At 69.2% G+C, this 23,613-nt stretch carries 20 protein-coding genes and 1 pseudogene; 18 read left to right on the forward strand and 3 right to left on the reverse strand.

All coding sequences use genetic code 11. From position 1 onward, the window contains the following. Positions 1-7 precede the first annotated feature (7 nt). The 14 genes from mshL to blaOXA all read left to right on the forward strand — a co-directional run bounded on the left by mshL (position 8) and on the right by blaOXA (position 13,652). Positions 8-1,852 carry a pilus (MSHA type) biogenesis protein MshL gene (gene mshL / locus D0T21_RS08950; RefSeq protein WP_116990978.1) on the forward strand — a complete coding sequence of 615 codons (1,845 nt, stop codon included), beginning with the start codon at positions 8-10 and terminating at the stop codon, positions 1,850-1,852. Next, entirely contained in the window at positions 1,849-3,375 is a 1,527-nt protein-coding gene (locus tag D0T21_RS08955; RefSeq protein WP_229211390.1) for a tetratricopeptide repeat protein, read from the forward strand. Before mshL ends, D0T21_RS08955 begins: the two co-directional genes overlap by 4 nt. 7 nt (positions 3,376-3,382) lie before the next feature. Then, complete coding sequence (locus D0T21_RS08960) at positions 3,383-5,092, forward strand: GspE/PulE family protein (RefSeq protein ID WP_116990980.1); 1,710 nt, start codon at positions 3,383-3,385, stop codon at positions 5,090-5,092. Further along, complete coding sequence (locus D0T21_RS08965) at positions 5,092-6,297, forward strand: type II secretion system F family protein (RefSeq protein ID WP_116990981.1); 1,206 nt, start codon at positions 5,092-5,094, stop codon at positions 6,295-6,297. Before D0T21_RS08960 ends, D0T21_RS08965 begins: the two co-directional genes overlap by 1 nt. Before the next feature lie 7 nt (positions 6,298-6,304). Beyond that, positions 6,305-7,876 (forward strand): hypothetical protein, encoded by a 1,572-nt coding sequence (locus tag D0T21_RS08970; protein ID WP_199538497.1) that lies wholly within the window; start codon positions 6,305-6,307, stop codon positions 7,874-7,876. Beyond that, on the forward strand, positions 7,873-8,541 hold the full coding sequence (locus D0T21_RS08975) for a hypothetical protein (RefSeq protein WP_116991069.1): 669 nt from the start codon (positions 7,873-7,875) through the stop codon (positions 8,539-8,541). Before D0T21_RS08970 ends, D0T21_RS08975 begins: the two co-directional genes overlap by 4 nt. A 2-nt stretch (positions 8,542-8,543) precedes the next feature. Next, positions 8,544-9,095 (forward strand): hypothetical protein, encoded by a 552-nt coding sequence (locus D0T21_RS08980; protein ID WP_147328058.1) that lies wholly within the window; start codon positions 8,544-8,546, stop codon positions 9,093-9,095. After that, positions 9,085-9,804 carry a hypothetical protein gene (locus D0T21_RS08985; RefSeq protein WP_229211391.1) on the forward strand — a complete coding sequence of 240 codons (720 nt, stop codon included), beginning with the start codon at positions 9,085-9,087 and terminating at the stop codon, positions 9,802-9,804. The genes D0T21_RS08980 and D0T21_RS08985 overlap by 11 nt, the downstream gene beginning before the upstream one ends. Positions 9,805-9,808: 4 nt before the next feature. Next, a complete protein-coding gene (locus tag D0T21_RS08990; protein ID WP_116990984.1) occupies positions 9,809-10,513 on the forward strand; it encodes a prepilin-type N-terminal cleavage/methylation domain-containing protein in 705 nt (234 codons plus the stop codon). Continuing rightward, on the forward strand, positions 10,510-11,298 hold the full coding sequence (locus D0T21_RS08995) for an ABC transporter permease (protein ID WP_116990985.1): 789 nt from the start codon (positions 10,510-10,512) through the stop codon (positions 11,296-11,298). Before D0T21_RS08990 ends, D0T21_RS08995 begins: the two co-directional genes overlap by 4 nt. Beyond that, positions 11,295-12,014: a hypothetical protein gene (locus D0T21_RS32030; RefSeq protein ID WP_158567986.1), complete on the forward strand. Its 720-nt coding sequence runs from the start codon at positions 11,295-11,297 to the stop codon at positions 12,012-12,014. Before D0T21_RS08995 ends, D0T21_RS32030 begins: the two co-directional genes overlap by 4 nt. Before the next feature lie 62 nt (positions 12,015-12,076). Then, positions 12,077-12,631 carry a prepilin-type N-terminal cleavage/methylation domain-containing protein gene (locus tag D0T21_RS09005; RefSeq protein ID WP_116990986.1) on the forward strand — a complete coding sequence of 185 codons (555 nt, stop codon included), beginning with the start codon at positions 12,077-12,079 and terminating at the stop codon, positions 12,629-12,631. Next, positions 12,631-12,885, forward strand: coding sequence for a hypothetical protein (locus tag D0T21_RS09010; RefSeq protein ID WP_116990987.1), 255 nt, complete (start codon positions 12,631-12,633; stop codon positions 12,883-12,885). The genes D0T21_RS09005 and D0T21_RS09010 overlap by 1 nt, the downstream gene beginning before the upstream one ends. Then, on the forward strand, positions 12,882-13,652 hold the full coding sequence (blaOXA, locus tag D0T21_RS09015) for a class D beta-lactamase (protein ID WP_116990988.1): 771 nt from the start codon (positions 12,882-12,884) through the stop codon (positions 13,650-13,652). The genes D0T21_RS09010 and blaOXA overlap by 4 nt, the downstream gene beginning before the upstream one ends. A gap of 3 nt (positions 13,653-13,655) precedes the next feature. Here the strand turns inward: blaOXA and D0T21_RS09020 are convergent, their stop codons facing one another. After that, a complete protein-coding gene (locus D0T21_RS09020; RefSeq protein ID WP_116990989.1) occupies positions 13,656-14,261 on the reverse strand; it encodes a LysE family translocator in 606 nt (201 codons plus the stop codon). 65 nt (positions 14,262-14,326) lie between these two features. Between D0T21_RS09020 and D0T21_RS09025 the strand changes: the two are divergent. The 4 genes and pseudogenes from D0T21_RS09025 to D0T21_RS09040 all read left to right on the forward strand — a co-directional run bounded on the left by D0T21_RS09025 (position 14,327) and on the right by D0T21_RS09040 (position 21,987). After that, positions 14,327-15,233 (forward strand): annotated as a pseudogene (locus D0T21_RS09025) (LysR substrate-binding domain-containing protein). Positions 15,234-15,300: 67 nt separating this feature from the next. After that, the gene (locus tag D0T21_RS09030) at positions 15,301-16,368 is read left to right on the forward strand and encodes a phosphotransferase (RefSeq protein WP_116990991.1); all 1,068 of its coding nucleotides are present in this window, start codon (positions 15,301-15,303) and stop codon (positions 16,366-16,368) included. 100 nt (positions 16,369-16,468) lie between these two features. After that, on the forward strand, positions 16,469-21,064 hold the full coding sequence (locus D0T21_RS09035) for a PAS domain-containing protein (RefSeq protein WP_229211392.1): 4,596 nt from the start codon (positions 16,469-16,471) through the stop codon (positions 21,062-21,064). Continuing rightward, complete coding sequence (locus D0T21_RS09040) at positions 21,061-21,987, forward strand: diguanylate cyclase domain-containing protein (RefSeq protein WP_116990993.1); 927 nt, start codon at positions 21,061-21,063, stop codon at positions 21,985-21,987. Before D0T21_RS09035 ends, D0T21_RS09040 begins: the two co-directional genes overlap by 4 nt. Before the next feature lie 28 nt (positions 21,988-22,015). Here the strand turns inward: D0T21_RS09040 and D0T21_RS09045 are convergent, their stop codons facing one another. Further along, complete coding sequence (locus tag D0T21_RS09045) at positions 22,016-22,468, reverse strand: MaoC family dehydratase (RefSeq protein ID WP_116990994.1); 453 nt, start codon at positions 22,466-22,468, stop codon at positions 22,016-22,018. Next, the gene (locus tag D0T21_RS09050; protein WP_116990995.1) at positions 22,468-23,607 is read right to left on the reverse strand and encodes an acyl-CoA dehydrogenase family protein; all 1,140 of its coding nucleotides are present in this window, start codon (positions 23,605-23,607) and stop codon (positions 22,468-22,470) included. Before D0T21_RS09050 ends, D0T21_RS09045 begins: the two co-directional genes overlap by 1 nt. Positions 23,608-23,613: the final 6 nt, after the last annotated feature.

Raw genomic sequence — 23,613 nt, forward strand, 5'->3', positions numbered from 1 at the left:
AGAAACAATGAAAAAACTCGCCTCCCCCATCGTCCCCATGGTGTGCAGCGTGTTGCTGAGCGCCTGCGCGACCGCCCCCCTGTCCGTTTCGCCGACCCACATCACGGAAGCACCACGTCCCGCCGGCTCCATCCCGGAGACCGTGCAGCAGAGCGCCGCGCTGCCGCCGCCGAGCGCCGCGCCGAAAGTCGAAACCTACAGCGTCACCGTGCACAAGGTGCCGGTGCAGTCGCTGCTGTTCGCGCTGGCGCGCGACGCCGGCCTGAACGTCGACGTCCATCCGGGCATCGAGGGCACGGTCACGCTGAACGCGCTGGACCAGACCTTGCCGCAGCTGCTGAACCGCATCCAGCGCCAGGTCGACATGCGCTATGAAATCAACGGCGGCACGCTGACGGTCTTGCCGGACACGCCGGAGTGGCGCAACTACAAGGTCGACTACGTCAACATCGCCCGCAGCACGGTCAGCAGCGTCAACATCGCCACCCAGATTTCCACCACCGGGGGCGGCGGCAGCTCCTCCAATCCAGTCGTCAACGCGACGCCGCCCGCTGGAGGCACCGGCCAGCCGCAACAGCAAAGCGCCGCGCCGGCCAACAACGGCGCCAACGGCAACGGCAGCAACAACTCGACCACCGTGGTCAACAACCGTTCCGACAACAACTTCTGGTACAGCCTGGAAAAGAACATCCGCGACATGCTGCGCGGCTCCAACCTGAGCGACAACCCGGTCGATCCGCTGGCCGCCGCAACGCCCGGCAGCACCGGCGGGACGCCGCAAAACGCCCAGCCACAGACCCCGTTCGACGCCAGCGCCTTCGGCGGTGCCAAGGCCGGCGGCGCGCAGCGCGGCACCTCGGTCATCGTCAACGCCGAGGGCGGCCTGATCGCCGTGCGCGCGACCGGCCGCCAGCACGAAAAGATCCGCGAATTCCTCGACATCGTGCTCGGCGCGGCCAAGCGCCAGGTGCTGATCGAAGCCACCATCATCGAAGTACGGCTTGGCGACCAGTACCAGCAGGGCATCAACTGGCAATCGCTGGCCAGGGGCGGGCTCAAGCTCAACCAGGGAGCGCTCGGCAGCTCCACCGTGCCGGCCGCCACCAATCCCGGCGTGTTCGTGCTGAACTACACCAATCCGACCAGCCGCCTGGGCAATATCGCCGCCACCATCGAACTGCTGGAGTCCTTCGGCAAGGTGAAAGTGCTGTCCAGCCCCAAGATTAGCGTGCTCAACAACCAGACCGCGCTGCTGAAGGTGGTCGACAACAACGTCTTCTTCTCGATCAAGGTCACGCCGGCGGTGCTGGGCTCGACCGGCACGCCGATTTCGCAGGCCACCTATGAATCGCACCTGGAGACGGTGCCGGTCGGCTTCGTCATGAGCGTGACGCCGCAGATTTCCGACGCGGACGAGGTCACGCTCAACGTGCGGCCGACCATCACCCGCATCGTCGGCTACGTCAACGATCCGAACCCGGACCTGGCCAAGGCCAATGTGGTCAGCAAGGTGCCGGTGATCCAGGCGCGCGAGCTGGAATCGCTGATGAAGGTGTCCAGCGGCCAGGTCGCCGTCATGGGCGGCCTGATGCAGGATTCGGTCGACAACACCAAGGACGGCATCCCGGTCCTGAGCAGCGTGCCGCTGCTGGGCAACCTGTTCGCCCACCGCAACGAGAACACCACCAAGACCGAACTGGTGATCTTCATGCGGCCGGTGGTGGTGAAGGACGCCAGCGTCAACGGCGACTACAAGGACTACCGTTATCTGCTGCCGGGCCAGAAACCCGACAACGCTCCCTATGGCGAGGCCGCGCCGGCCCCCGCCCCAGCCAAGGCGAATGGATCATGAGTCTCTTAATGCAAGCGCTCAAGAAGGCCGAGCGCGCCAAACAAAGCGCCGGTGGCGACGACGAGGCCGACAAGCCTTCGCAAGCGTTCGACGACATCCTGGCGCTGACGCCGGAACCGGCGGCGCCGGCCAAGCCCGGGCTGAGCCTGGACCTGGAGCCGATGGCCGGCCTCAGCCTGGAGCCGATCACGGCCGCGCCGCCCGCCAGCCTGGCGCCGCAGCCCTCGCCCGATCCGCTGCCGCCGCCCAGCGACCACAAGACCGCCGGCCTGACGCTGGACCTGGTGCCCGATCCGTCGGCGCCACCGGCCGCCGCCGCGCCCGCGCCCGCGCCCGTCCCGGCCCCAACCCCGGCACCGGCCCCGGCCAGCAGCGCCGCGCCCGGCGCCGCCAGGGCCGCAGCGGCTGCCGACCACGCGCCACGGGCCGACCAAGCCAACAAAGCCGGCGCCGACCAGCCGCGCGGCGCGGCCCGCGCACGCGCCGCGGCGGCCGCCACCGCGCCGGCCGAATCCGCCGGACTGGACCGCGAACGCCTGCGCCTGTACGGCTGGATCGCGCTGCTGGTGCTGATCCTCGGCGGCATGGGCTACTACTATTGGCAGGCGATCGCCGCGCCGGGCGCCGGTTCGCGCCTGCCGCCGGTGCCGATGCCGCCGCTCGGCGCCACCGGCGCCACCTCGGTCAAGGTCGCCGTCGCGCCCGGCGCCGCGGCCGATCCGCTGCTGATGGACGGCGCGCCGATCGCGCCGCCGGCGCCCGCCCGCGCCGGCACCGAGGAGCTGGAGCGCCGCCTGAACGCCACCGAACAGGCGCTGGTCGCCTCGCAGCAAATGATGCAGCAACAGCTGGCGCAGCTGAGCGCGCCGCGCCAGGACCAGCTGCCGCCGATCGCCGCGCCGGACAACAGCGACATCCGCGTGGCCCGCGCCAGCCAGCAGCCGGTGCTGGCGCCTGCGCTGGAGAGCGGCTACCAGGCCCTCAACAGCGGCGACCTGGCGCAAGCCCAGCAGCAATATGAAGCCGCGCTGCGCGACGCCCCGACCAGCCGCGACGCCCTGCTCGGCCTGGCCACCCTGGCCGCCCGCAAGGGCCAGGGCGAGCAAGCGGCCGGCTACTACCTGCGCCTGCTCGAACTCGATCCCAACGACGCCACCGCCGTCGCCGGCCTGGTCGGCGTGCGCCAGGGCGACAGCGCCCAGAGCGAAACCCGGCTGCGCGCCATCCTCAGCGCCAACCCGGACGCCGGGCCGGTGCTGTTCGCGCTCGGCAACCTGCAGTCGCAGCAGGGCCGCTGGCCGGAAGCGCAGCAATCCTACTTCCGCGCCTACACCGCCGTGCCCGACAACGCCGACTACGCCTTCAACCTGGCCGTCGGCCTGGACCGCCTGAACCAGGGCAAGCTGGCCCTGAAGTACTACCAGCGCGCGCTGGCGCTGGCGCAGGACCACGCCGCCGCCTTCGACCGCAACGCGCTGCGCACCCGCATGCATGAACTGAGCGCGCCTGCGCGTCAACCATAAGAGATCCATGGCAGAACAAGTCAAACTCCCGCTCGGCAAGCTGCTGATCCAGAAAGGCGTGATCAGCGAAGACCAGCTGCGCATCGCGCTGATCGAGCAAAAGCGCAGCACCGAGCCGCTGGGGAAACTGCTGATCACGCTGGGCTTCGTGACCGAGGCCACGGTGCGCATGGCGCTGTCGGAAAACCTCAACCAGCAGAGCGCCGACCTGACCAGCCTGGTCGTGGACGCGATCGCCCTCAAGCTGATCCCCAAGGACGTCGCCAAGCGCTACCACGTGTTCCCCATCGTCTACGAGCGCGCCACCGACAACCTGATCCTGGCCATGTCGGACACCAGCAACATCGTCGCGCTGGACCAGATCAGCGCCATGCTGGTCAAGGGCATCACCATCAGCCCGCTGCTGGTGAACGAGTCCGACATCCAGCGCGCCATCGACCAGTACTACGGCTTCGAGCTGTCGATTGACGGCATCCTGCACGAGATCGAAACGGGCGAAGTCAACTACGCCAGCCTGGGCAGCACCTCCGACGAGTACAGCCAGCCGGTGGTGCGCCTGATCGACGCCATCCTGGCGGACGCGGTGCAGAACAGCGCCTCCGATCTGCACTTCGAGCCGGAGCAATCGTTCCTGCGCATCCGCTACCGCATCGACGGCATCCTGCGCCAGATCCGCAGCCTGCACAAATCCTACTGGCCGGCGATGGCGGTGCGCCTGAAGGTGATGAGCGGCATGAACATCGCCGAGACCCGCGCGCCGCAGGACGGCCGCATCTCGATCAAGTTCTCCGGCCGCCAGATCGATTTCCGCGCGTCGGCGCAAGCCACCACCCACGGCGAGAACTTCGTGCTGCGCGTGCTGGACCGGCAGAAAGGCATCGTGCCGCTGGACGGCCTGGGCCTGGAGGAAAACGAGCTCAACCTGCTGAAGCTGATGATCGCCCGTCCCGACGGCGTGATCCTGGTGACCGGCCCGACCGGCTCCGGCAAGACCACCACGCTGTATTCGATCCTCAACCACATCAACACCGAGAGCGTCAACATCATGACGCTGGAAGACCCGGTCGAGTATCCGATGAACATGATACGCCAGACCGCCGTCAACGAAGCGGCCAAGATGGGCTTTGCCGACGGCATCCGCTCGATGATGCGGCAGGATCCGGACATCATCCTGGTGGGCGAGATCCGCGACCGCGAGACCGCCGAAATGGCGTTCTCGGCGGCGATGACCGGCCACCAGGTGTATTCGACCTTGCATACCAATTCGGCGATCGGCTCGATCTCGCGCCTGCTCGACATCGGCGTGGTGGCCGACATCATGGCCGGCAACATCATCGGCATCATCGCCCAGCGCCTGGTGCGCCGGCTGTGCCCGCACTGCCGCGAAGCCTATCCGGCCGAGGAGCTGGAACGCCGCCTGCTCGGCCTGCCGCAGGGCGAGGACGTGCAACCGTACACGCTGTACCGCGCGGTCGGCTGCGACCGTTGCGGCCACCAGGGCTACAAGGGCCGGCTGGCGATCATGGAGTTGCTGAAGATGACGCCGCAGCTTGACGAAATGGTGGCGCGGCGCGCCTCCTCGCGCGAGCTGAAGAACGCCACCGCCGCGGCCGGCGTGCGCTCGCTGGTGGACGACGGCCTGCGCCGCGTGCTGGAAGGCGTGACCACGCTGGAGGAAATCTCGCGCGTGGTCGATCTGACGGACAGGCTGAGCTGATGCCACAATATCTCTACCGTGCGATGGACCCGAGCGGCCAGCTGACGCTGGGGAATATGGACGCGCTCAACGAGCCCGACCTGGAGCTGCGCCTGCACCGCATGGAGCTGGACCTGATCGATTGCCAGGTGTCGCGCCAGAAGCTGGCCGCCATCGGCCGGCGCGACATCACCCGCAAGGACTTGATCAACTTCTGCTTCCAGATGGAGCAGCTGACCGGCGCCGGTGTGCCCATCCTCGACGGCCTGAACGACCTGCGCGACAGCATGGACCATCCGCGCTTCCGCGAAATCATCACCGACCTGATCGAGAACATCGAGGGCGGCCTGCAGCTGTCGGCCGCGCTGGACGCCTACCCCGACGTGTTCGACAAGACCTTCACCAGCCTGATCACGGCCGGCGAGCGCACCGGCAAGATCGCCGAAGTGTTCCTGAATTTGTCGGACAGCCTGAAGTGGCAGGACGAGCTGGCCTCGCAATCGCGCAAGATCATCATGAAGCCGCTGTTCGTCGGCGTCGTCATCCTCGGCGTGGTGGCCTTCCTGATGATCTACCTGGTGCCGCAGCTGACCGCCTTCATCAAGAACATGGGCAACGAACTGCCGTTCCACACCAAGGCGTTGATCTTCGTCTCCGACATCTTCATCAACTACTGGTACGTGCTGCTGGCCTTGCCGGTGGCGGGCTTCTTCGGCGGCCGCGCCTGGCTGGCGCGCAGCGAGGAGGCGCGCTACCGCTTCGACGCCTTCAAGCTGCGCATCTGGATGATAGGCCCGGTGCAGCACAAGATCATCCTGGCCCGCTTCGCCACCTTCTTCGCGCTGATGTACGGCGCCGGCATCACCATCCTCGAATGCATCCGCCTGTCCGAAGGCATCGTCGGCAACCGCATGGTGGCGGCCGGCCTGCGCCGCGCCGCCCAGCTGATTTCCGAAGGCCAGAGCGTGACGGCGGCGTTCCAGAATACCGGCATCTTCCCGCCGCTGGTGATCCGCATGCTCAAGGTGGGCGAGGCCACCGGCGCGCTCGACGGCGCGCTGCGCAACGTCAGCTATTTCTACAACCGCGAAGTCAAGGAGATGATCGAGAAGGTGCAAGCGATGATAGAACCGGCCATGACCGTGGTGCTGGGCCTGCTGCTGGGCTGGATCATGCTGTCCGTGCTGGGGCCGATTTACGACACCATCTCCAAGATTCGACCCTGAGGCCGCCGTGTTGCACAGCCATTTACTCTATCTCAGCAGCGAACATGTGTGGGCCTATCCGTGGCACAAGGGGCGGCTCGGCGACGCCGTCCGCTTCGGCAACGACCGCGCCGGCGTCGACGCCTTCATGGACTACCTGGACGCCCAGCCCTACGGCCCGGTCTACCTGCTGGTCGACCTGATCGAGGAAGACTTCCAGCGCATCACCTTGCCGCACGTGACGGGCCGCTCCGGCCGTCGCCTGCTGGCGCGCCGCCTGCTGCAGCAGTACCGCGAAACGCCCTACCGCTATGTGCAGGTGCAGGGGCGGGAAACGGCCGGCCGCCAGGACGATATCGCCCTGCTCAGCGCGCTGACCAACCCGGCGCTGGTGCAACCCTGGATCGCCGCGCTGGAACTGCTGCGCACGCCGCTGGCGGGCCTGTACTCGACCACGCTGATGAGCGCCTCGCTGGTGCGCAAGCTGGGCCTGGCCAACCAGCGCCTGCTGCTGGTGACGCAGCAATCGGCCGGCCTGCGCCAGAGCTACTTCCTCGACGGCCAGCTGAAATTCTCGCGCCTGACCTTGGCCGTGGACCGCGACGGCGCCCCGGTCGACGTCGCCCGCGAGACGGCCAAGACCCAGCAGTTCCTGACCAGCACCCGCCTGATCGGCCGCGGCGAAGTGCTGCACACGGTGATCGTGGCGCCGGAAAGCACGCTGGACCGGCTCGAACCGCAATGCCAGGACGGCCCGGAAACCGCCTACCACTTTATCGACATGGACAACGCGGCGCGGCGCACCGGCCTGCAGCAGACGCCGGCGCTGGCTGATGCGCTGCTGCTGACCTTGCTGGGCCGCGAACGCCCGGGCAGCCAGTATTCGCTGGGCGAGGCGCGCCGCTACTTCCAGCTGTGGCGCGCGCGGCTGGCCCTGTTCGGCGCCAGCGCGCTGCTGGCGGCCGGTACGCTGGCCTGGCTGGGCATCAACGTCTGGCGCTACGTCGACGCCACCTCGGCCACCTCCGCCATGTATGCGGAAGGCAAACAGTACGACCAGCGCTACCGCGCCGCGCTGTCGAGCATGACGCCGGCGATCGACAAGACCGTCAACATGAAGGCCGCCGTCACCGTGGCGCAATTGCTGGTGCGCCAGGGGCCGCAGCCGCTGCCGTTGATGGCGCAGCTGAGCACGGCGCTCGACAAGGTGCCGCAAATCCGCCTGCTCCAGCTGGACTGGAAGATCACGCCGCCGGCCGCGCCGGCCGAGCCGGTCGCCACCGGCTTCATGACCAGCACCTCGGGCACGGTGATGGAGCCGATCTCGTCGCTGATGCTGGGCCTGCCGGCCAAGGTGCCGCAGGCGCTGCGGCTGGAGGCGGAGATCATGGTGCCGCCGGAAAATTACCGCGAAGTGGTCGACAGCATGAACGCCTTCACCCAGGAACTGGCGCGCCAGCCGCGCATGACGGTGGAGATCGTGCAGCAGCCGGTCGACACCCGCTCCAACGTCAAGCTCAGCGGCAAGGCTGGCGCCGGCGCCCCCGGCGGCGTCGAGACCAAGGCCCGCTTCATCCTCAACCTGGTATGGCAGCCATGAGCGCGACTCCCGCCCCCTTCAGCAAAAAACCGGCGCGCGCCGCCAGGCCGCTGCCGTACTGGCTGCGCGAATTCGCGCTGGTCCGGCTGGCCGTGGTGATGGCGGCCGGCGCGCTCAGCATCGGCGTCGTCACCGTGGTCGTCAGCAACTGGTATGTCAGCCAGGCCGAGCAACAGCGTGCGCAGGCGCAGCAGACGCGCGACGCCGCGCGCCAGCGCTACGCCCAGGTCGAGACGGAAAAGCGCGAGATCCGCGCCTTCCAGCCGCAATTCGTCATGCTGCGCAGCCGCGGCCTGATCGGCGATGAAAACCGCCTGGACTGGGTCGAGCAGATCCGCCAGATCCAGGAGCGCCGCAAGCTGCCGCCGCTGAGCTATGAGATCGAGCCGCAGCAGGCCGTCAAGCTGGATGCGCCGCTGCCGCTGGGCGACTACGCGCTGCGCGGCAGCCGCATGAACCTGCGCATGGAGCTGCTGCATGAAGGCGACCTGTTCAACTTCCTCGACGACCTGCGCCAGCGCAGCTATTACGCGGTGCAGGAATGCACGCTCAAGCGCATCGGCAGCGTGCAGAACTTGCCGAACACGCCGACCATGGGCGCCGAGTGCAAGCTCAACTGGCTGACCTTGGCGCCAGCCGCCGCGCTCAAGAAAGGCGCCGGATGACCATGATTCAACGACAGCGACGCGCAGTGCGCTTCACCCTGCTGGCCCTGATGGCCGCGGCCGCCATGCCGGCTTCGGCCCAGCAACCAGCGCTGGGCCGCCTGTTCGCCTCGCCTGCCGAGCGCAGCGCGCTCGACCGCCAGCGCGACGCCGGCCCGGCCGCCGCACCGGCCATGCCGGGCGCAAGCGTCCCGTCGCAAGCTGGCATGGCGGCCACGGCCCAGGCACAGATGGCGGACGTCGCGACCCCGATGCAGATGGCGGCCGCAGCCCAGGCACAGATGGCGGCCGGCATGCCGCCGCCTGGGGCGGCACAGCCGGTGGCGCCCGCCGCCGGCGCTCCGCCCTCGTCCAGCGTCCAGCTGAGCGGCGTGCTGCGCGGCAGCAGCGGCCGCACCACGGTCTGGCTCAACCAGGTGCCGCAGTCCGACAGCGCCAAGGCCGGACCGGGCCAAGCGGTGTCGCTGCGCTTGTCGTCCGGCCGCCAGCTGATCCTGAAACCCGGCCAGAGCTTCGATCCCGCCAATGGCAGCGTACAAGAAATTGGCCATTAACCGCCGGCGCCAGCGCGGCGCGGCGCTGTTGCTGCTGCTGGCCATGACCAGCGTCGGCGCGGCGACCTTGCTGGTGAGCGCGCTCAACCACGACAACAACCAGCTGCGCCGCAACCAGCTGACGCTGACGCGCATGGCGCAGGCGCGCGACGCGTTGATCGGCTTCGCCGCCGCCAACGGCCGCCTGCCGCGTCCCGCCACCTCGGCCACCGACGGCCGCGAGGCGCTGGCGCCCTGCGCGGCCGAACAGGACTGCACCGGCTTCCTGCCCTGGGTGACGCTGGGCGTCGATGGCGCCGACGCCTGGGGCAAGCTGCTGCGCTACAGCGTCACGCCGGGCTACACCCAGGCGCCGTTGCAGCGCATTACCCTGGTCGCCACCAAGACCGTGCAGGAGCGCGGCAGCGACGGCGAGTTGTTTTACCGCGCCGGCCAGTCCAGCTGCGACCTCGGCGCCCAGTGCGCGCCGCTGGTGCTGCTATCGCACGGCCGCAGCAATTTCGGCGTGTCGATGCTGGGCCTGGCGCAGCCCAACACCGACGCCGGCAACCTCGACGAGCAGCAGAACGCCGGCGCCAGCACCCACTTCATCAGCGGCGCCGCCAGCACCGACGCCAACGGCCCCGGCGGCGCCTTCGACGACCTGGTGCTGAGCGTGCCGCTCGATACCCTTTACAAACAAATGGCGGCGGCCCGCCGCCTGCCTTGACGCCATGACGAAACCCAGACAATCCGGCTTTACGCTGGTCGAAATCGCGATCGTGCTGATCATCGTCGGCCTGATGGTCGGCGGCCTGCTGGCGCCGCTCGGCATGCAACTGGAGCAGCGCAAGATCTCGGAAACCCAGAAGGCGATGGAGGACGCGCGCGAGGCGCTGGTCGGCTACGCGCTGCGCAACGGCTACCTGCCCTGCCCGGCCATCTCGGCCAGCAACGGCCTGGAGGCGCGCATCGGCAACCGCTGCGCCGGCGAGCGCCGCAGCGGCTACCTGCCGTGGGCGACGCTGGGCTTGGGCAAGCTCGACAGCTGGAACCATTTGTTCCGCTACAGCGTCACGCCAGCCTTCAGCGACAGCGGCACGCTGTTCAACCTGAGCACGCCGCGCGACATCACCGTCGCCACCCGCGACGGCAGCGGCCAGCTGGTGGCGGCCACCGCCGTCAACGACATCCCGGCGGTGATCATCTCGCACGGCAAGAACGGCTTTGGCGGCAGCAACGAGCTCGGCGGCCTGATCGCCAACGGCGGCGCCAACAACACCGACGAGCAGCTCAACGCCGGTTCGGACACCCAGTTCGTCAGCCGCTACGCCAGCGACAGCGCCACCGCGCCGGGCGGCGCCTACGACGACATCGTGGTCTGGCTGTCGCCCAACATCCTGTTCAACCGCATGGTCGCGGTACAGAAGATCCAATGACGGCCGCGCCGCTGCCTCTGCCACATGCGGCGCTGGTGATCGCCCGCTACACGCTGCTGGAGGCGCTGCGCAACCGGCTGCTGTGGCTGCTGCTGCTGGTGCTGGCGGCGGCCGTGTGCGCCGGCGGCTTCCTCGGCCAGCTGGCCCTGACCGAAAGCCGCCAGCTGCAGGCGGCCCTGCTGGCGGCCGTGCTGCGGCTGGCGGCGGTGTTCCTGATCGCCACCTTCGTCATCAGCAGCATGGCGCGCGAGGCGGCCGACAAGGGCGGCGAACTGCTGCTGGCGCTGGCGCTGCCGCGCGCGGTCTACCTGCTGGGCAAGCTGGCCGGCTTCGGCGCGCTGGCGCTGCTGCCGGCGCTGCTGTTCGGCGCGGTGGCGCTGGCCTTCGCGCCGCTCGACCAGGCGGCGCTGTGGGCCGTGTCGCTGCTGGGCGAGCTGTGGATCGTGGCCGCCTTCAGCCTGCTGTGCTCGCTAACCCTGAACCAGACGCTGCCTGCGCTGACGGCCGCCGGCGCCTTCTACCTGCTGGCGCGCGTGGTCGGCACCCTGCAGCTGCTGGGCCACGCCGGCACCGCCCAGGCCGACGCCGGCCAGCGCTGGCTGACGCGCGGCATCGACGCGCTGTCGCTGCTGCTGCCGCACCTGGACGCCTACACCCGCACCGAATGGCTGCTGTACCACACCGGCACCCTGGCCGACCTGGCCACGGTGGCCATGCAGACCGCGCTGACGGCCGGCCTGCTGACGGCCGCCGCGCTGTTCGACCTGTACCGGAAGAACCTGTGAACACGCCGTCCCGCCCGCTGTCGTCGGTGCCGCCGGCCGTGCGCTGGCTGCTGGCGGCGGCGCTGGCCTTGCAGCTGGGCTGGCAGGCCAGCCGGCCGCCGCCGCATGTGCGCGCCGAGGCGCTGCCGCCGGCACCGGCGCCGGCCGCGCTGCAACTGGCCAGCCTGGGCGATCCGCTGGCGCTGTCGCGGCTGTTAATGCTGTATGTGCAGGGCTTTGACGAGCAGGCCGGCGTCACCATCGCCTGGCGCGACATGGACTACGGCCGCATCCGGCAATGGCTGGAGCGCGTGCTGGAGCTCGATCCGCGCAGCCAGTACCCGCTGCTGGCGGCCAGCGAGGTGTACGGCGCGGTCGGCGATCCGGCGCGAGTGCGGCTGATGCTGGACCTGGTCTACGCCCGCTTCGACGAAGACCCGAACCGGCGCTGGCCGTGGCTGGCGCACGCGGCCGTGGTGGCGCGCCACCGCCTGCACGACCTGCCGCTGGCGCGCCGCTACGCGCAGGCGATCCGGCTACGCGCCACCGGCCCGCAGGTGCCGGCCTGGGCGCGCGAACTGGAGCTGTTCGTGCTCGAAGACATGAACCAGGCCGAGGCGGCGCGGGCGCTGATCGGCGCGCTGCTGGCCAGCGGCCAGATCACCGACGCCAACGAACTGCGCTTCCTCGAGCAACGGCTGCAAAACCTGGCCCCGCCGGCTCAGCCGTCGCGCTAGGCGGCCGCGCAGTTTCCGTCTATCATGATGTATCACCGACACCCGTTACGAAAGGATGCCCCATGCAGCGAGCCCAACGCGGCTTTACCCTGGTTGAGATTGCGATTGTCCTGGTCATCATCGGCCTGCTGCTGGGCGGCGTGCTGAAGGGACAGGGGTTGATCGACAGCGCCAAGGTCAAGAACATCATCCAGCAATCGAACGCCTTGTCGGCGGCGGTCAACTCCTACCAGGACAAGTTCCACGCGCTGCCGGGCGACGATCCGCAGGCGACCACCCACGCCCCCGGCGCCACCGGCAACGGCAACGGCGACGGCCAGATCGCCGAATACCAGCTGGCGCCGCAGCACCTGGCGCTGGCCGGTTTCATCACCGGCTCGTTCAACGGCACCACCGACTTCATGACCAGCGCGCAGGGCGGCGCGGTCTACATCTACAACGACGTGGTCGGCGGCCGCGGCGGCAACGGCGTGCGGCTCGACAACCTGCCCGACTCCTTCGCCGAGCAGGTCGACAGCAAGCTCGACGACGGCAAATACAACACCGGCTCGGTGCGCGCCACCGCCGTCTACACCAACAACGGCACGGTCATCCAGCGCACCGCCCTGTTCTTCTGATGCGACGGCTGTCCGGCCTGCAGATCCTCAACCTGCTGCTGGCGGCCGCCTGCCTGGTGCTGTGCGCCGGCTATTTCGCCTCGGGCCGGGCGCAGGATGGCTTCTGGAGCGTCGGCACCACGCTGGCCTTTGCCGCCCTGCTGCTGTTTAACGCCTTCTGGAAGCGCAAGGAAATCAAGCCGGCCTACTTCTGCTTCATGCTGGCCGCCGGCGTGCTGCAAGTCTATGTCTTCATCCTGAAAGTAAGCACTTGACATCACGCCTTATCTTGCTGGCCGGCCTGCTGGCGCTGGCCGCGCTGCCGGCCCGCTCGACAACACTGTGCACCTTGATCGCCGACGCCGGCAGCGGCGCCGTACTGCTGGAACAGGGCGACTGCGCCACCCGCGTCACGCCCGCCTCCACCTTCAAGATCGCCATCAGCCTGATGGGCTACGACGCCGGCGTGCTGCGGGACTTGCACGCGCCCGCCCTGCCTTTCGTGCCAGGCTACGTCGACTGGCGCGACAGCTGGAAGCAGACGACCGATCCCAGCCGCTGGATGAAGTACTCGGTGGTGTGGTACTCGCAGCAGACCGTCAAGGCGCTGGGCGCGCAGCGCTTCCAGCGTTATGTGCAAGCTTTCGACTACGGCAACCAGGACGTCGCGGGCGACCCGGGCCAGCACAACGGCATGACCGGGTCCTGGATCAACTCCTCGCTGCGCATCTCGCCGCGCGAACAGCTGGCCTTCGTACGCAAGATCGTCCAGCGCCAGTTGCCGGTCAGCGCCCGCGCCTACGACATGACGGCGGCGCTGATGCTGGCCGAGCAGCGTCCCGGCGGCTGGGAAGTACACGGCAAGATCGGCGGCGCCGGCGGCTACGGCTGGTATGTGGGCTGGGCGCTCCAGGGCGGCCAGACCCGCGTCTTCGCGCGACTGATCCAGGACGGCCCCGCCGACGCCGACAACCCGACGCCGACCGGCATCCGCGCCGGCGAACAATTCCTGCAAGAGATCCCGGCGCTGCTGAAGCAATAAGACTCAACGCGCGGCCAGCAACGCGCCCAGGCCCACCAGCAGCCCGCCGAACACGCGATCTATCCAATGCCGGAGCCGCAACAGGCGCGCGCGCACGGACCCAGCCGAAAAGCATAGCGCCACCAGGCAGAACCAGACGACGTGGGCCGCCGCGATGAACGCCCCATACGCCAGTTGCACCGAAAACGGCGTCTCCGGCCGCACCGCCTGCATGAACAGGCTGACGATGAACACCGTGGTCTTGGGATTGAGCACATTGGTGAGGAATCCCGTGCGCAAGGCCGCCAGGTCGGACAGCGCCACCGCCCGCTCCGGCCCGCCCGCCGCGCCGGGCCGCGCACGCAGCATGCGCACGCCCAGCCAGACCAGGTAGGCGGCGCCGGCCAGCTTGATGGCGTTGAACAGCCACAGCGAATTTCGTATCAGCAGCCCCAGGCCCAGCAAGGTGTAGCCGACGTGGATCACCACGCCCAGCCCGATGCCGACGGCGGTGAGCACGCCGGCGCGCCGCGACAGCATCAGGCTATTGCGCGTCACCATCGCGAAGTCCGGCCCGGGGCTGATCACGGCGAGCAAGGTAATGGTGATTACAACTATCAATTCCGTCATGTCATTTCCTTCGATCGAATTAAGCCAGCCCTCATGCTAAAGGCTACAATCGCCTGAACATAACGATGATTGCTGACCATGACGGTGACTCCAACTCACAGAATGCCCTCACTGACGGCGCTGCGCTGTTTCGAGGCCGCCGCCCGGCTGGAGCATTTCGGCCACGCCGCCGAAGCCCTGCACCTGACCCACGGCGCCATCAGCCGCGCGGTGCGCGCGCTGGAGGACGACCTCGGCGTCCAGCTGTTCGAGCGGCGCAGCCGCCGGGTCTTCCTCACCGAGGCCGGGCAAACGCTGGCGCGCGCGGTGCAATCGGGCTTCGGCCTGATCCAGCAGGCGGTGGGCGAGCTGCGCGCCGGCGCCGGCCGCCAGCGGCAGCTGGTGCTGTCCTGCGAGCCGACGCTGCTGATGCGCTGGCTGATCCCGCGCTGGCCGGATTTCCAGGCCGCCCATCCCGAGGCCGACTTCCTGCTGGTGGCCGGCGGCGGCCCGTTTTCCTTCGACAGCGGCATCGACCTGGCCATCCGGCGCGGCGATTTCAACTGGCCCGGCCACTACCACGCCCATGAACTGTTTGCCGAACAGGTCGGCCCGGTCTGCCGCCCGGACAAGGTGGCGCAGTGGTTCGGGCCCGCCCTGCGGGCGGACGCGCCGCGCCTGCATGCCCGCAGCCGCGCCGACGCCTGGCGCGACTGGGCCGGCGCCGCCGGCGCCCCGCAGCGGCAACGCGGGACCGAGCTATCGTTCGAACATTTCTACTTCAGCCTGCAGGCGGCCGTGGCCGGACTGGGCGTCGCCATCGGCCCGCGCCACCTGGTGTGCGACGACCTGAAAACCGGCTTGCTGGCGGCGCCGCTGGATTTCGTCGCCGACGGTTCCAGCTACTATCTGCTGTCGGCCGCGCCGCTGGCGGCGGCTGCGCCCCAGCAAGCCCTGCTGGAGTGGCTGAAACACACGGCAGCGGCTGATTGAAAATAAAAAGCACGTGCGTACTATTATTGGACTAGAATAGCTGATACACACAACAGCGGGAGACAGCATGTTCGAAGAATTCATCGGCACCAAGGCGGTGTCGGCGCGCCACCAGTTCGACGTGGCGGCGCTGGACGCCTATCTGCGCCAGCACGTGGCCGGCTACCCGGACGGCACGCTGAGCGTGGAACAGTTCAAGGGCGGCCAGTCCAACCCCACCTACAAGCTCAGCATCGGCGGCCAGCACTATGTGTTGCGCACCAAGCCGGCGCCGGCCGCCAAGCTGCTGCCGTCGGCGCACGCCATCGAGCGCGAGTACCGCGTGATGGATGCGCTGAGCAAGCACGGCTTCCCGGCCGCCCGCCAGTACGCGCTGTGCACCGACGAGGCGGTGATCGGGCGCGCCTTCTACGTGATGGAATTCGTCGAAGGCCGGGTGCTGTGGGACCAGGCCCTGCCCGGCATGACGCCGGACGAACGCGCCGCCATCTACGACGAACTCAACCGCGTGATCGCGCAGCTGCACACGGTCGACTACGCGGCCATCGGCCTGGCCGACTACGGCAAGCCGGGCAACTACTTCGCGCGCCAGATCGAGCGCTGGAGCAAGCAATACCTGGCCTCGCAGACCGAGACCATCGAGGCGATGGACCGGCTGATCGCCTGGCTGCCCGGCAATATCCCGCCCGGCGAAGACACCGCCATCGTGCACGGCGACTTCCGCCTCGACAACATGCTGTTCCACCCGACCGAGCCGCGCATCCTGGCGGTGCTGGACTGGGAGCTGTCGACCCTGGGCCACCCGTTCGCCGACTTTTCCTACCACTGCATGAGCTGGCACATCGAACCGGGCCAGTTCCGCGGCATCGCCGGGCTGGACCTGGCGGCGCTGGGCATCCCCTCGCAGCAGGACTACATCGCCCGCTACGCCGCGCGCACCGGCAAGACCATCCGGCTGGAGGACTTCAATTTCTACCTGGCCTTCAATATGTTCCGCCTGGCCAGCATCATGCAGGGCATCATGAAACGCTATGTCGACGGCACCGCCGCCAGCGCCCAGGCGCTGGAATCGGGCCGCATGGCGCGCCCGATGGCCGAGCTGGGCTGGAGCTACGCCTGTGGCAAGCCGATCTGACCGTTGCCTGTAGTGGACAAAATCGCTTTCTGAAACGGCCGGCGTCGGCTACTATCGTGCTGCCAGCCCGATGCTGGCCGCCGCCGCCGGGGTCCACTACGTGCCATTGTCAAAACGTCCACGCCTGCCCTCCATCCGCTCGCAGATCGCGCTGCTGGTGCTGGCTTGCGCGTTGCCGACGGTGGTCGGCTTCGGCGCCGTGGTCAGCCAGTTCTACCAGCGCGAACGCGACACCCTGATGGAAGACACCCGGCAGTCGGCCCGGCTGGTGGCCGCCGCCATCGACCGCGACCTGCTGCAGGCGGACAGCGCGGTGCGCGCGCTGGCCGCCTCGCCCAGCCTGCACAGCGGCGACCTGGCGGCGCTGCGCGTCCAGGCCGCCGCCCTGCTCGGCCCGCAATTCCCGGTCGCCCACTTCCTGCTCAGCGACGCCGCCGGCAAGGTCGCGCTGCACCTGGGCCCGGACTTGCCCGCCAACTTCAGCAACGCCGACAACCGGCGCCGCCTGGCGCTGCTGTACGCGCAATCGCGGCCGCAATTGACCATGCTCACCGTCGACGGCCAGGGCCTGCTGGCGATCGATGTGCCGGTCATGCTCGACAACCACCTGAGCTACGCCCTGACCGCGCTGCTCAAGCCCGAACGGCTGGCCAGCATCCTGGGCGACGAGAAAATCGGCCAGCACCAGGCCATGTCGCTGTACGACACCGAAGGCATGTTCGTCGCCCAGGCCGGCGGCCGGCGCCAGCTGCTGGCGCGCCCGGCCGAAGAAGCGATGCGGACCCAGCTGCGCACCACCGGCGAAGCCCTGCTGTCGACCGAAGCGGCCGACGGCACGCCGATTTACTTCGGCTTCAGCCGGGCGCCGGTCAGCCGCGTCACCATCGCCATCGCCACGCCGCAGCACCAGGCGCTGCAGGAATTGCTGGACTCCGTCACCACCATCTCGCTGACCATGACGGCGCTGCTGCTGGCCGGCTTTTCGCTGGCCTGGTGGGTCGGCGGCCGCATCGCCCGCTCGGTGCGCGAGCTGGTCGGGCCGGCCCAGGCGCTGGCCAGCGGCAGCCCCTTCACGCTGGGCGCGCTGACCTTCCGCGAAGCGAGCGAGGTCGGCCAGGCTTTCCTGGCGCTGGAGGGCGACCTGCGCCGCAACCAGGCCCAGCTTGAACAGCTGGTGGCCGAACGCACCATGCAGCTGGAAAAAAACCGCGCCCAGCTGGAAACCCTGTACGCCACCGCGCCGGTCGGGCTCAGCTATGTCGACAACGAGCTGCGCTTCGTCCGCCTGAACGACTACCTGGCCGCGCTCAACGACCAGCCGGTGATCGCCCACCTGGGCCGCCACGTGGGCGAGATGATTCCCGACCCCGAGGTGCGGCGCAGCGTGCTGGCTGACTACCGCGCCGTGCTCGACAGCGGCCGGCCGCTGACCGGCCTGCAGCGCTCGGGCTACCCGGCCGCCTCGCCCAAGCAGCTGTGCTACTGGGTGCTGAGCTACTATCCGCAGTTCGGCACCGACGGCCGCATCATCGGCATCACCGCCCTGCTGATGGACGTGAGCGAGCTGAAACGGACCGAGGCGGAACTGCGGCGCTCGCGCCAGTTGCTCAGCTCGATGCTGGAAAACATGCCGGCGATGATCTTCCTGAAGCGCGCCGCCGACCTGCGCTACGAGCTGTTCAACCGCCACGGCGCGCAGATGTTCGGCCGCCCCGGCGAGGCCTTCATCGGCAAGAGCGACTACGACCTGGTGCCCACCGCCCAGGCCGACTTCTTCGCGGCCGCCGACCGCCGGGTGCTGGCCTCGGCCGCCGGCGAGGTGACCGAGATCGCCGAGGAGCCGATCACCGACGCCAGCGGCCAGACCCGCTACCTGACCACGCGCAAGGTGGCGCTGCGCGACGAGCTCGGCGCCGCCACCCACGTGCTGGGCATCTCGCTCGACATCACCGAGCGCAAGGCCGCCAAGGAGGCGCTGCGCGCCACCGTGGCGCAGCTGGCGCAGAGCGAGCACTTCGTGCGCACCGTGACCGACAACCTGCCCGGCATGGTGGCCTACTGGGACGCCGGCCTGCGCTGCCGCTTCGCCAACCGCTACTTCCTCGAATGGCACGGCCGCCGCACCGGGCAGATGCTGGGCGCCCACATGCCCGAGGTGCTGGGCGAGGCCCAGTACGCCGTCAGCGCGCCCTTTGTGCGGGGCGCGCTGGCCGGCCAGCCGCAAGCCTTCGCCGACCAGCTGCGCTGGCCGTCGGGCGAGCTCAGCCACACCTGGGTCAACTACATCCCGGATGTCGACCAGGGCGGCCTGGTGAGCGGTTTCTTCGTGCTGGTGTCCGACGTCAGCGAACTCAAGGAAACCGAACTGCACCTGCAGGAACTGAACGAGGAGCTGGTGCTGGCGCGCGACCGCGCCGAGGCCGCCAGCCGCGCCAAGAGCGAATTCCTGGCCAATATGAGCCACGAGATCCGCACGCCGATGAACGCCATCATCGGCCTGGCGCGCCTGCTGGAGGAAGCCGGGCTGGCGCCGCGCGAACGCGGCTACCTGGACAAGATCCAGCTGGCCACGCAATCGCTGCTGGGCCTGGTCAACGACGTGCTGGACTTCTCGCGCGTGGAGGCCGGCCAGCTGGTGCTGGAGCACGCCAGCTTCAGCCTGGAGCGCGTGCTCAGCAGCATCAGCGTGCTGGTCAGCGGCAGCGCCTGCGACAAGGGCATCGAGCTGGTCTACGACATCGACCCTGGCCTGCCGGCCGAGCTGGCGGGCGACCCGATGCGGCTGCAACAGGTGCTGCTCAATCTGATCGGCAACGCCATCAAGTTCACCAAGCGCGGCGAGGTGGTGCTGCAGGTGCGGCAGGCGCCGGGCGCCGTCCCGCCGCCGCAGCCGGACGCGCCGGGTTTAAGGGCCATGTTGCTGGAATTCCGCGTGCGCGACACCGGCATCGGCATCACGCCGGAACAGCAAGCCCTGATCTTCGGCGCCTTCTCGCAGGCCGACAGCAGCACCAGCCGCCAGTTCGGCGGCGCCGGCCTGGGCCTGGCGATCTGCCGCCAGCTGGCCGACATGATGGGCGGCGCGATCGAGGTCAGCAGCGAGCCCGGGGCCGGCTCGGAATTCCTGTTCACCTGCCCGCTCGAATGCGGCGCGCCGGCCGCCGCGCCGCCGCCCGTGGCCGCCGGCCTGGCGGTGCTGATCGTCGACGACAACGCCAGCGTGCGGCAAGCCTTGCTGCGCGCCTGCGACCACCTGGGCTGGGTCGCCAGCGGCGCCGCCGACGCCGATGCCGCGCTGGCCCTGCTGCAGGAACGCCAGCAGCTGGGCCAGCCCTACGGCCTGATGCTGCTGGACTGCCACCTGCCGACGCCGGACGGCGCCGCCCTGCAGGACTGGCTGCAGGCCGGCCAGCCGCTGCCGCCGGTGCTGCTGATGGCGTCCGAACACGTGGTCGCAGCACAGGCCCAGCAGTGCAGCGGCCTGGGCGCGGCCGGCATGCTGTCCAAGCCGGTCAGCCCGGCGCGCCTGCTGGAGCGGGTCGCCTCGCTGCTGGGGGGCGACAACCGCGACGCCGGCATGGCGCCGCTGAGCGAGCATTCGCCGCTGCACGCGCGGCTGGCCGGCATGCGCGTGCTGCTGGTCGAGGACAATGAAATCAACCAGGAGGTGGCGCAATACATGTTGCACCACGCCGGCGCCAGCGTCGAGACGGTGGCCAACGGCCAGTTGGCGGTCGATTTGCTGCTGGCCGATCCGCAGCGCTGCGACGTGGTGCTGATGGACGTGCAGATGCCGGTGCTCAACGGCTACGACGCCACGGTGGCGATCCGCGCGGCCGGCGGCGCGCTGGCGCGGCTGCCCATCGTCGCCATGACCGCCAACGTGATGGAGGACGACCGCCGCCGCGCCGACCAGGCCGGCATGAACGCCCATGTGGCCAAACCGATCGACGTCGAGGAAATGATCGCCGCGCTGACCCGGCTGGTGCACGGAAGCGCCGGGGCGGCGGGCGCGCCGGATGCCGCGCCGGCCGTGGCCGCGGAGGCGGCCGAGGCGGCGCCGGCGCCCGCCGCGGACGCCGCGCTGGCCCGGCTGGGTGACAACGCCGCCGCGCTGGCGGCGCTGCCCGGCGTCGACCTGGACGCGGCGCTGGCGCGGCTGGGCGGCAACGCCGACGCGCTGGTGGCCTTGCTCAAGCGTTTCGAACAGTCGCAGGGCGACACCGTCACCGAAGTGCGGGCGCTGCTGGCGGCCGGCCAGCCACAGCAGGCGGCGCAAAGCCTGCACCGGCTGCGCGGCGTGGCCGCCAACCTGGGCGCGACCCAGATCGCCGGCCTGACCGCCAACGTCGAAGCCGTGCTGCACCACGCAGCCCCCGAGCCGGCCGCGCTGCACGCCGCGCTGGAGCAGCTGGAGTCCGCCCTGCAGCGGCTGACGGCCGCCGCCCGCCAGCTGGCGGCGCCGGATGTTCTGCCGAGCAACACTGTGACACACGACTTGCCGCAAAAGCTGGCGGAGTTACAGTGTTTGCTTCAGAATAACAACTTGAAAGCCTTGGAACACTTCCGGGCGCTGCGCCCGGCGCTGGCGGCGACGGCGCAGACCGGCGCGCTGGCGGAAGCGGTCGAGACGCTGAATTTCACAGTTGCGCAAAAAATGGTGGACGATATGTTGCAACGAAAGGACAGTGCATGAGCTGGACCAACCTGGCCAGGAATGGACGCATACTCGTGGTCGACGACGCCATGGAAAACATCCAGATCCTGCATCACGCCCTGCGCGACGAGCACGACGTGCTGTTCGCGCTGGACGGCGAGAAGGCGCTGGAAGTGGCGCTCGAGCAGCAACCCGACCTGATCCTGCTGGACGCGGTGATGCCCGGCATGGACGGTTACGCGGTGTGCGCGGCGCTGCGCAACTCGCCGCGGCTGCAGGACATCCCGGTGATCTTCGTCACCGCGCTGAGCCAGCCGGAAGACGAGACCCGCGCGCTGGAGGCCGGCGCGGTCGACTTCATCAGCAAGCCCTTCAATGTGGCGGTGGTGCGCGCGCGCGTGCGCAGCCAGCTGACCATCAAGCGCCAGGCCGACGCCATGCGCGAGCTGAGCATGACCGACGGCCTGACCGGCGTGGCCAACCGCCGCAGCTTCAACGACGCGCTGGAGGCCGAATGGCGGCGCTGCGCGCGCGCCGGCCTGCCGCTGTCGGTGATCATGATCGACATCGACCACTTCAAGCTCTACAACGACAATTACGGCCACCAGGCGGGCGACCTGTGCCTGCAACAGGTGAGCGCGGCGATGGCGCGCTGCGCCGCGCGGCCGCAGGATTTGCTGGCCCGCTACGGCGGCGAGGAATTCATCCTGCTGCTGCCGCAGGAAGGGGCGGAAGGCGCCGACGTGGTGGCGCGCCGCATCCTCGACGAGGTGCGCGGGCTGGCCATTCCGCACGCCGCCTCGCCGACCGCGCCGCACGTCTCGGCCAGCCTGGGCATCTGCACGGCGCTGCCGCCGCTGGACGCCAGCGGCGCCGACGCCGCGGTCCGGGTCGCCGACAGCCAGCTCTACCTGGCCAAACAGGGCGGGCGCGACCGCCACTGTGCGGCGCTGGCGCCCTAACCCCGCACAGCGGACGCCGGGGTCGGGCTCAGTAGCGGCGCATCACGAACTCGGCGACGCAGACCGGCTTGTCGCCGCCTTCGCGCTCGATCACCACGCCCCACAGGATCTGGGCGCCGTCGGCGATATCGTCGATGGCGGCGATGGTCAGCCGCGCCCGCACCCGGCTGCCGACCGGCACCGGGGCCGGAAAGCGCACCTTGTTCAGACCGTAGTTCAGGCCCATCGTCATGTCCACCATGTGCAGCGCGTTGACCAGCAGCGCCGGCAGCAACGCCAGCGTCAGGAAGCCGTGCGCCACCGTGGCGCCGTAGGGCGACTCGCGCGCCGCCCGTTCGGCGTCGGTGTGTATCCACTGGTGGTCACCGGTGGCGTCGGCGAACAGGTCGATGCGCGCCTGGGTGATGGCCACCCAGTCCGACACCGCCACCTCATTGCCGATCTCGGCCTTCATGGCCGCCAGGTTGGCGAAGCTGCGCATCAGGAATGCTGCTGGAAGCCGCGCTGGGCGATGAAGCGCTCCAGGTGATGGTCGACATCACCCAGGCTCACCTCGATCATCGCCAGGCGCTTGAAGTGGTGCGCGGCCGGCAGCTCGTCGGTCACGCCCATGCCGCCGTGCAGCTGCACCGCCTGCTGGCCGAGGAACTTCGACGCCTGCCCGACCCGCACCTTGGCCGCCGACACCACGCGCCGGCGCTCCTCGGCGTCGCCGCAGGACATGCGGGCGGCCGCCAGCATCGCCATCGAACGGGCCTGCTCCAGGTGGATGTACATGTCGGCCATGCGGTGCTGCAAGGCCTGGAAGCCGCCGATCGGCGTGCCGAACTGCTTGCGCGTCTTCAGGTAGTCCAGGGTGGCGGCGAACAGCGCGTCCATCGCGCCCACCGCTTCGGCGCACAGCAGGCTGGCGCCGTAGTCGGCCGCCTCGTCCAACATCTCCCAGCCGCCGCCCAGCTTGCCCAGCAGCGCCGAGGCCGGCACCGCCACATGGCTGAACTGCACCGTGGCGGCGCGCTGGCCGTCGATGGTGCGGTAGTCGCGCACGATCACGCCGGGCGTATCGGCCGGCACCACGAACAGGCTGATGCCGTTGGTGTCGCGCTGGGCGCCGGCGCTGCGGGCCGAGACGATCAACGCGCCGGCCTGGGCGCCGTGGATCACCACGGTCTTGGTGCCGTCGATGCGGTAGCCTTCGCCGTTGATGCTGGCGATGGTCTTGATGTCCGACAGCTCATGGCGCGCATGCTTCTCGCCCAGCGCGCAGGCCAGCTTCAGTTCGCCGCTGGCGACTTCCTCCAGCAAGTGGTGCTGGTTGCCGGCCAGCTTGAGGAATTGCGCGCCCCACACGGTGGCGAAATATGGCTCGACCACCAGGCCGCGGCCGATCTCCTGCATCACCACCCACAGGTCGACCGCGCTGCCGTTGAAGCCGCCCTGCTCTTCCGGCACCGGCAAGGCCGTCATGCCCAGTTCGACCAGCGTGCTCCAGGCCACGTCCGAGACGCCGCTCTGCGAATGCACGATGCGCTGGCGCACGTCGAAGCCGTAATCCTTGTCGACCCAGCGGCGCAGCGCGTCGGCGAACTGCTGCTGTTCTTCTTTCAAATTAAAATCCATCGCTGC

Origin of the sequence: Duganella sp. BJB476 (genome assembly GCF_003416895.1) — a bacterium.
Lineage (GTDB): Bacteria > Pseudomonadota > Gammaproteobacteria > Burkholderiales > Burkholderiaceae_D > Rugamonas.

Excerpts from the sequence above, each read along its gene's own strand:
- mshL (WP_116990978.1), top strand. The coding sequence starts at position 8 with ATGAAAAAACTCGCCTCCCCCATCGTCCCCATGGTGTGCAGCGTGTTG.
- D0T21_RS08955 (WP_229211390.1), top strand. The coding sequence starts at position 1,849 with ATGAGTCTCTTAATGCAAGCGCTCAAGAAGGCCGAGCGCGCCAAACAA.
- D0T21_RS08960 (WP_116990980.1), top strand. The coding sequence starts at position 3,383 with ATGGCAGAACAAGTCAAACTCCCGCTCGGCAAGCTGCTGATCCAGAAA.
- D0T21_RS08965 (WP_116990981.1), top strand. The coding sequence starts at position 5,092 with ATGCCACAATATCTCTACCGTGCGATGGACCCGAGCGGCCAGCTGACG.
- D0T21_RS08975 (WP_116991069.1), top strand. The coding sequence starts at position 7,873 with ATGAGCGCGACTCCCGCCCCCTTCAGCAAAAAACCGGCGCGCGCCGCC.
- D0T21_RS08980 (WP_147328058.1), top strand. The coding sequence starts at position 8,544 with ATGATTCAACGACAGCGACGCGCAGTGCGCTTCACCCTGCTGGCCCTG.
- D0T21_RS08990 (WP_116990984.1), top strand. The coding sequence starts at position 9,809 with ATGACGAAACCCAGACAATCCGGCTTTACGCTGGTCGAAATCGCGATC.
- D0T21_RS08995 (WP_116990985.1), top strand. The coding sequence starts at position 10,510 with ATGACGGCCGCGCCGCTGCCTCTGCCACATGCGGCGCTGGTGATCGCC.
- D0T21_RS09005 (WP_116990986.1), top strand. The coding sequence starts at position 12,077 with ATGCAGCGAGCCCAACGCGGCTTTACCCTGGTTGAGATTGCGATTGTC.
- D0T21_RS09010 (WP_116990987.1), top strand. The coding sequence starts at position 12,631 with ATGCGACGGCTGTCCGGCCTGCAGATCCTCAACCTGCTGCTGGCGGCC.
- D0T21_RS09020 (WP_116990989.1), bottom strand. The coding sequence starts at position 14,261 with ATGACGGAATTGATAGTTGTAATCACCATTACCTTGCTCGCCGTGATC.
- D0T21_RS09030 (WP_116990991.1), top strand. The coding sequence starts at position 15,301 with ATGTTCGAAGAATTCATCGGCACCAAGGCGGTGTCGGCGCGCCACCAG.
- D0T21_RS09040 (WP_116990993.1), top strand. The coding sequence starts at position 21,061 with ATGAGCTGGACCAACCTGGCCAGGAATGGACGCATACTCGTGGTCGAC.
- D0T21_RS09045 (WP_116990994.1), bottom strand. The coding sequence starts at position 22,468 with ATGCGCAGCTTCGCCAACCTGGCGGCCATGAAGGCCGAGATCGGCAAT.
- D0T21_RS09050 (WP_116990995.1), bottom strand. The coding sequence starts at position 23,607 with ATGGATTTTAATTTGAAAGAAGAACAGCAGCAGTTCGCCGACGCGCTG.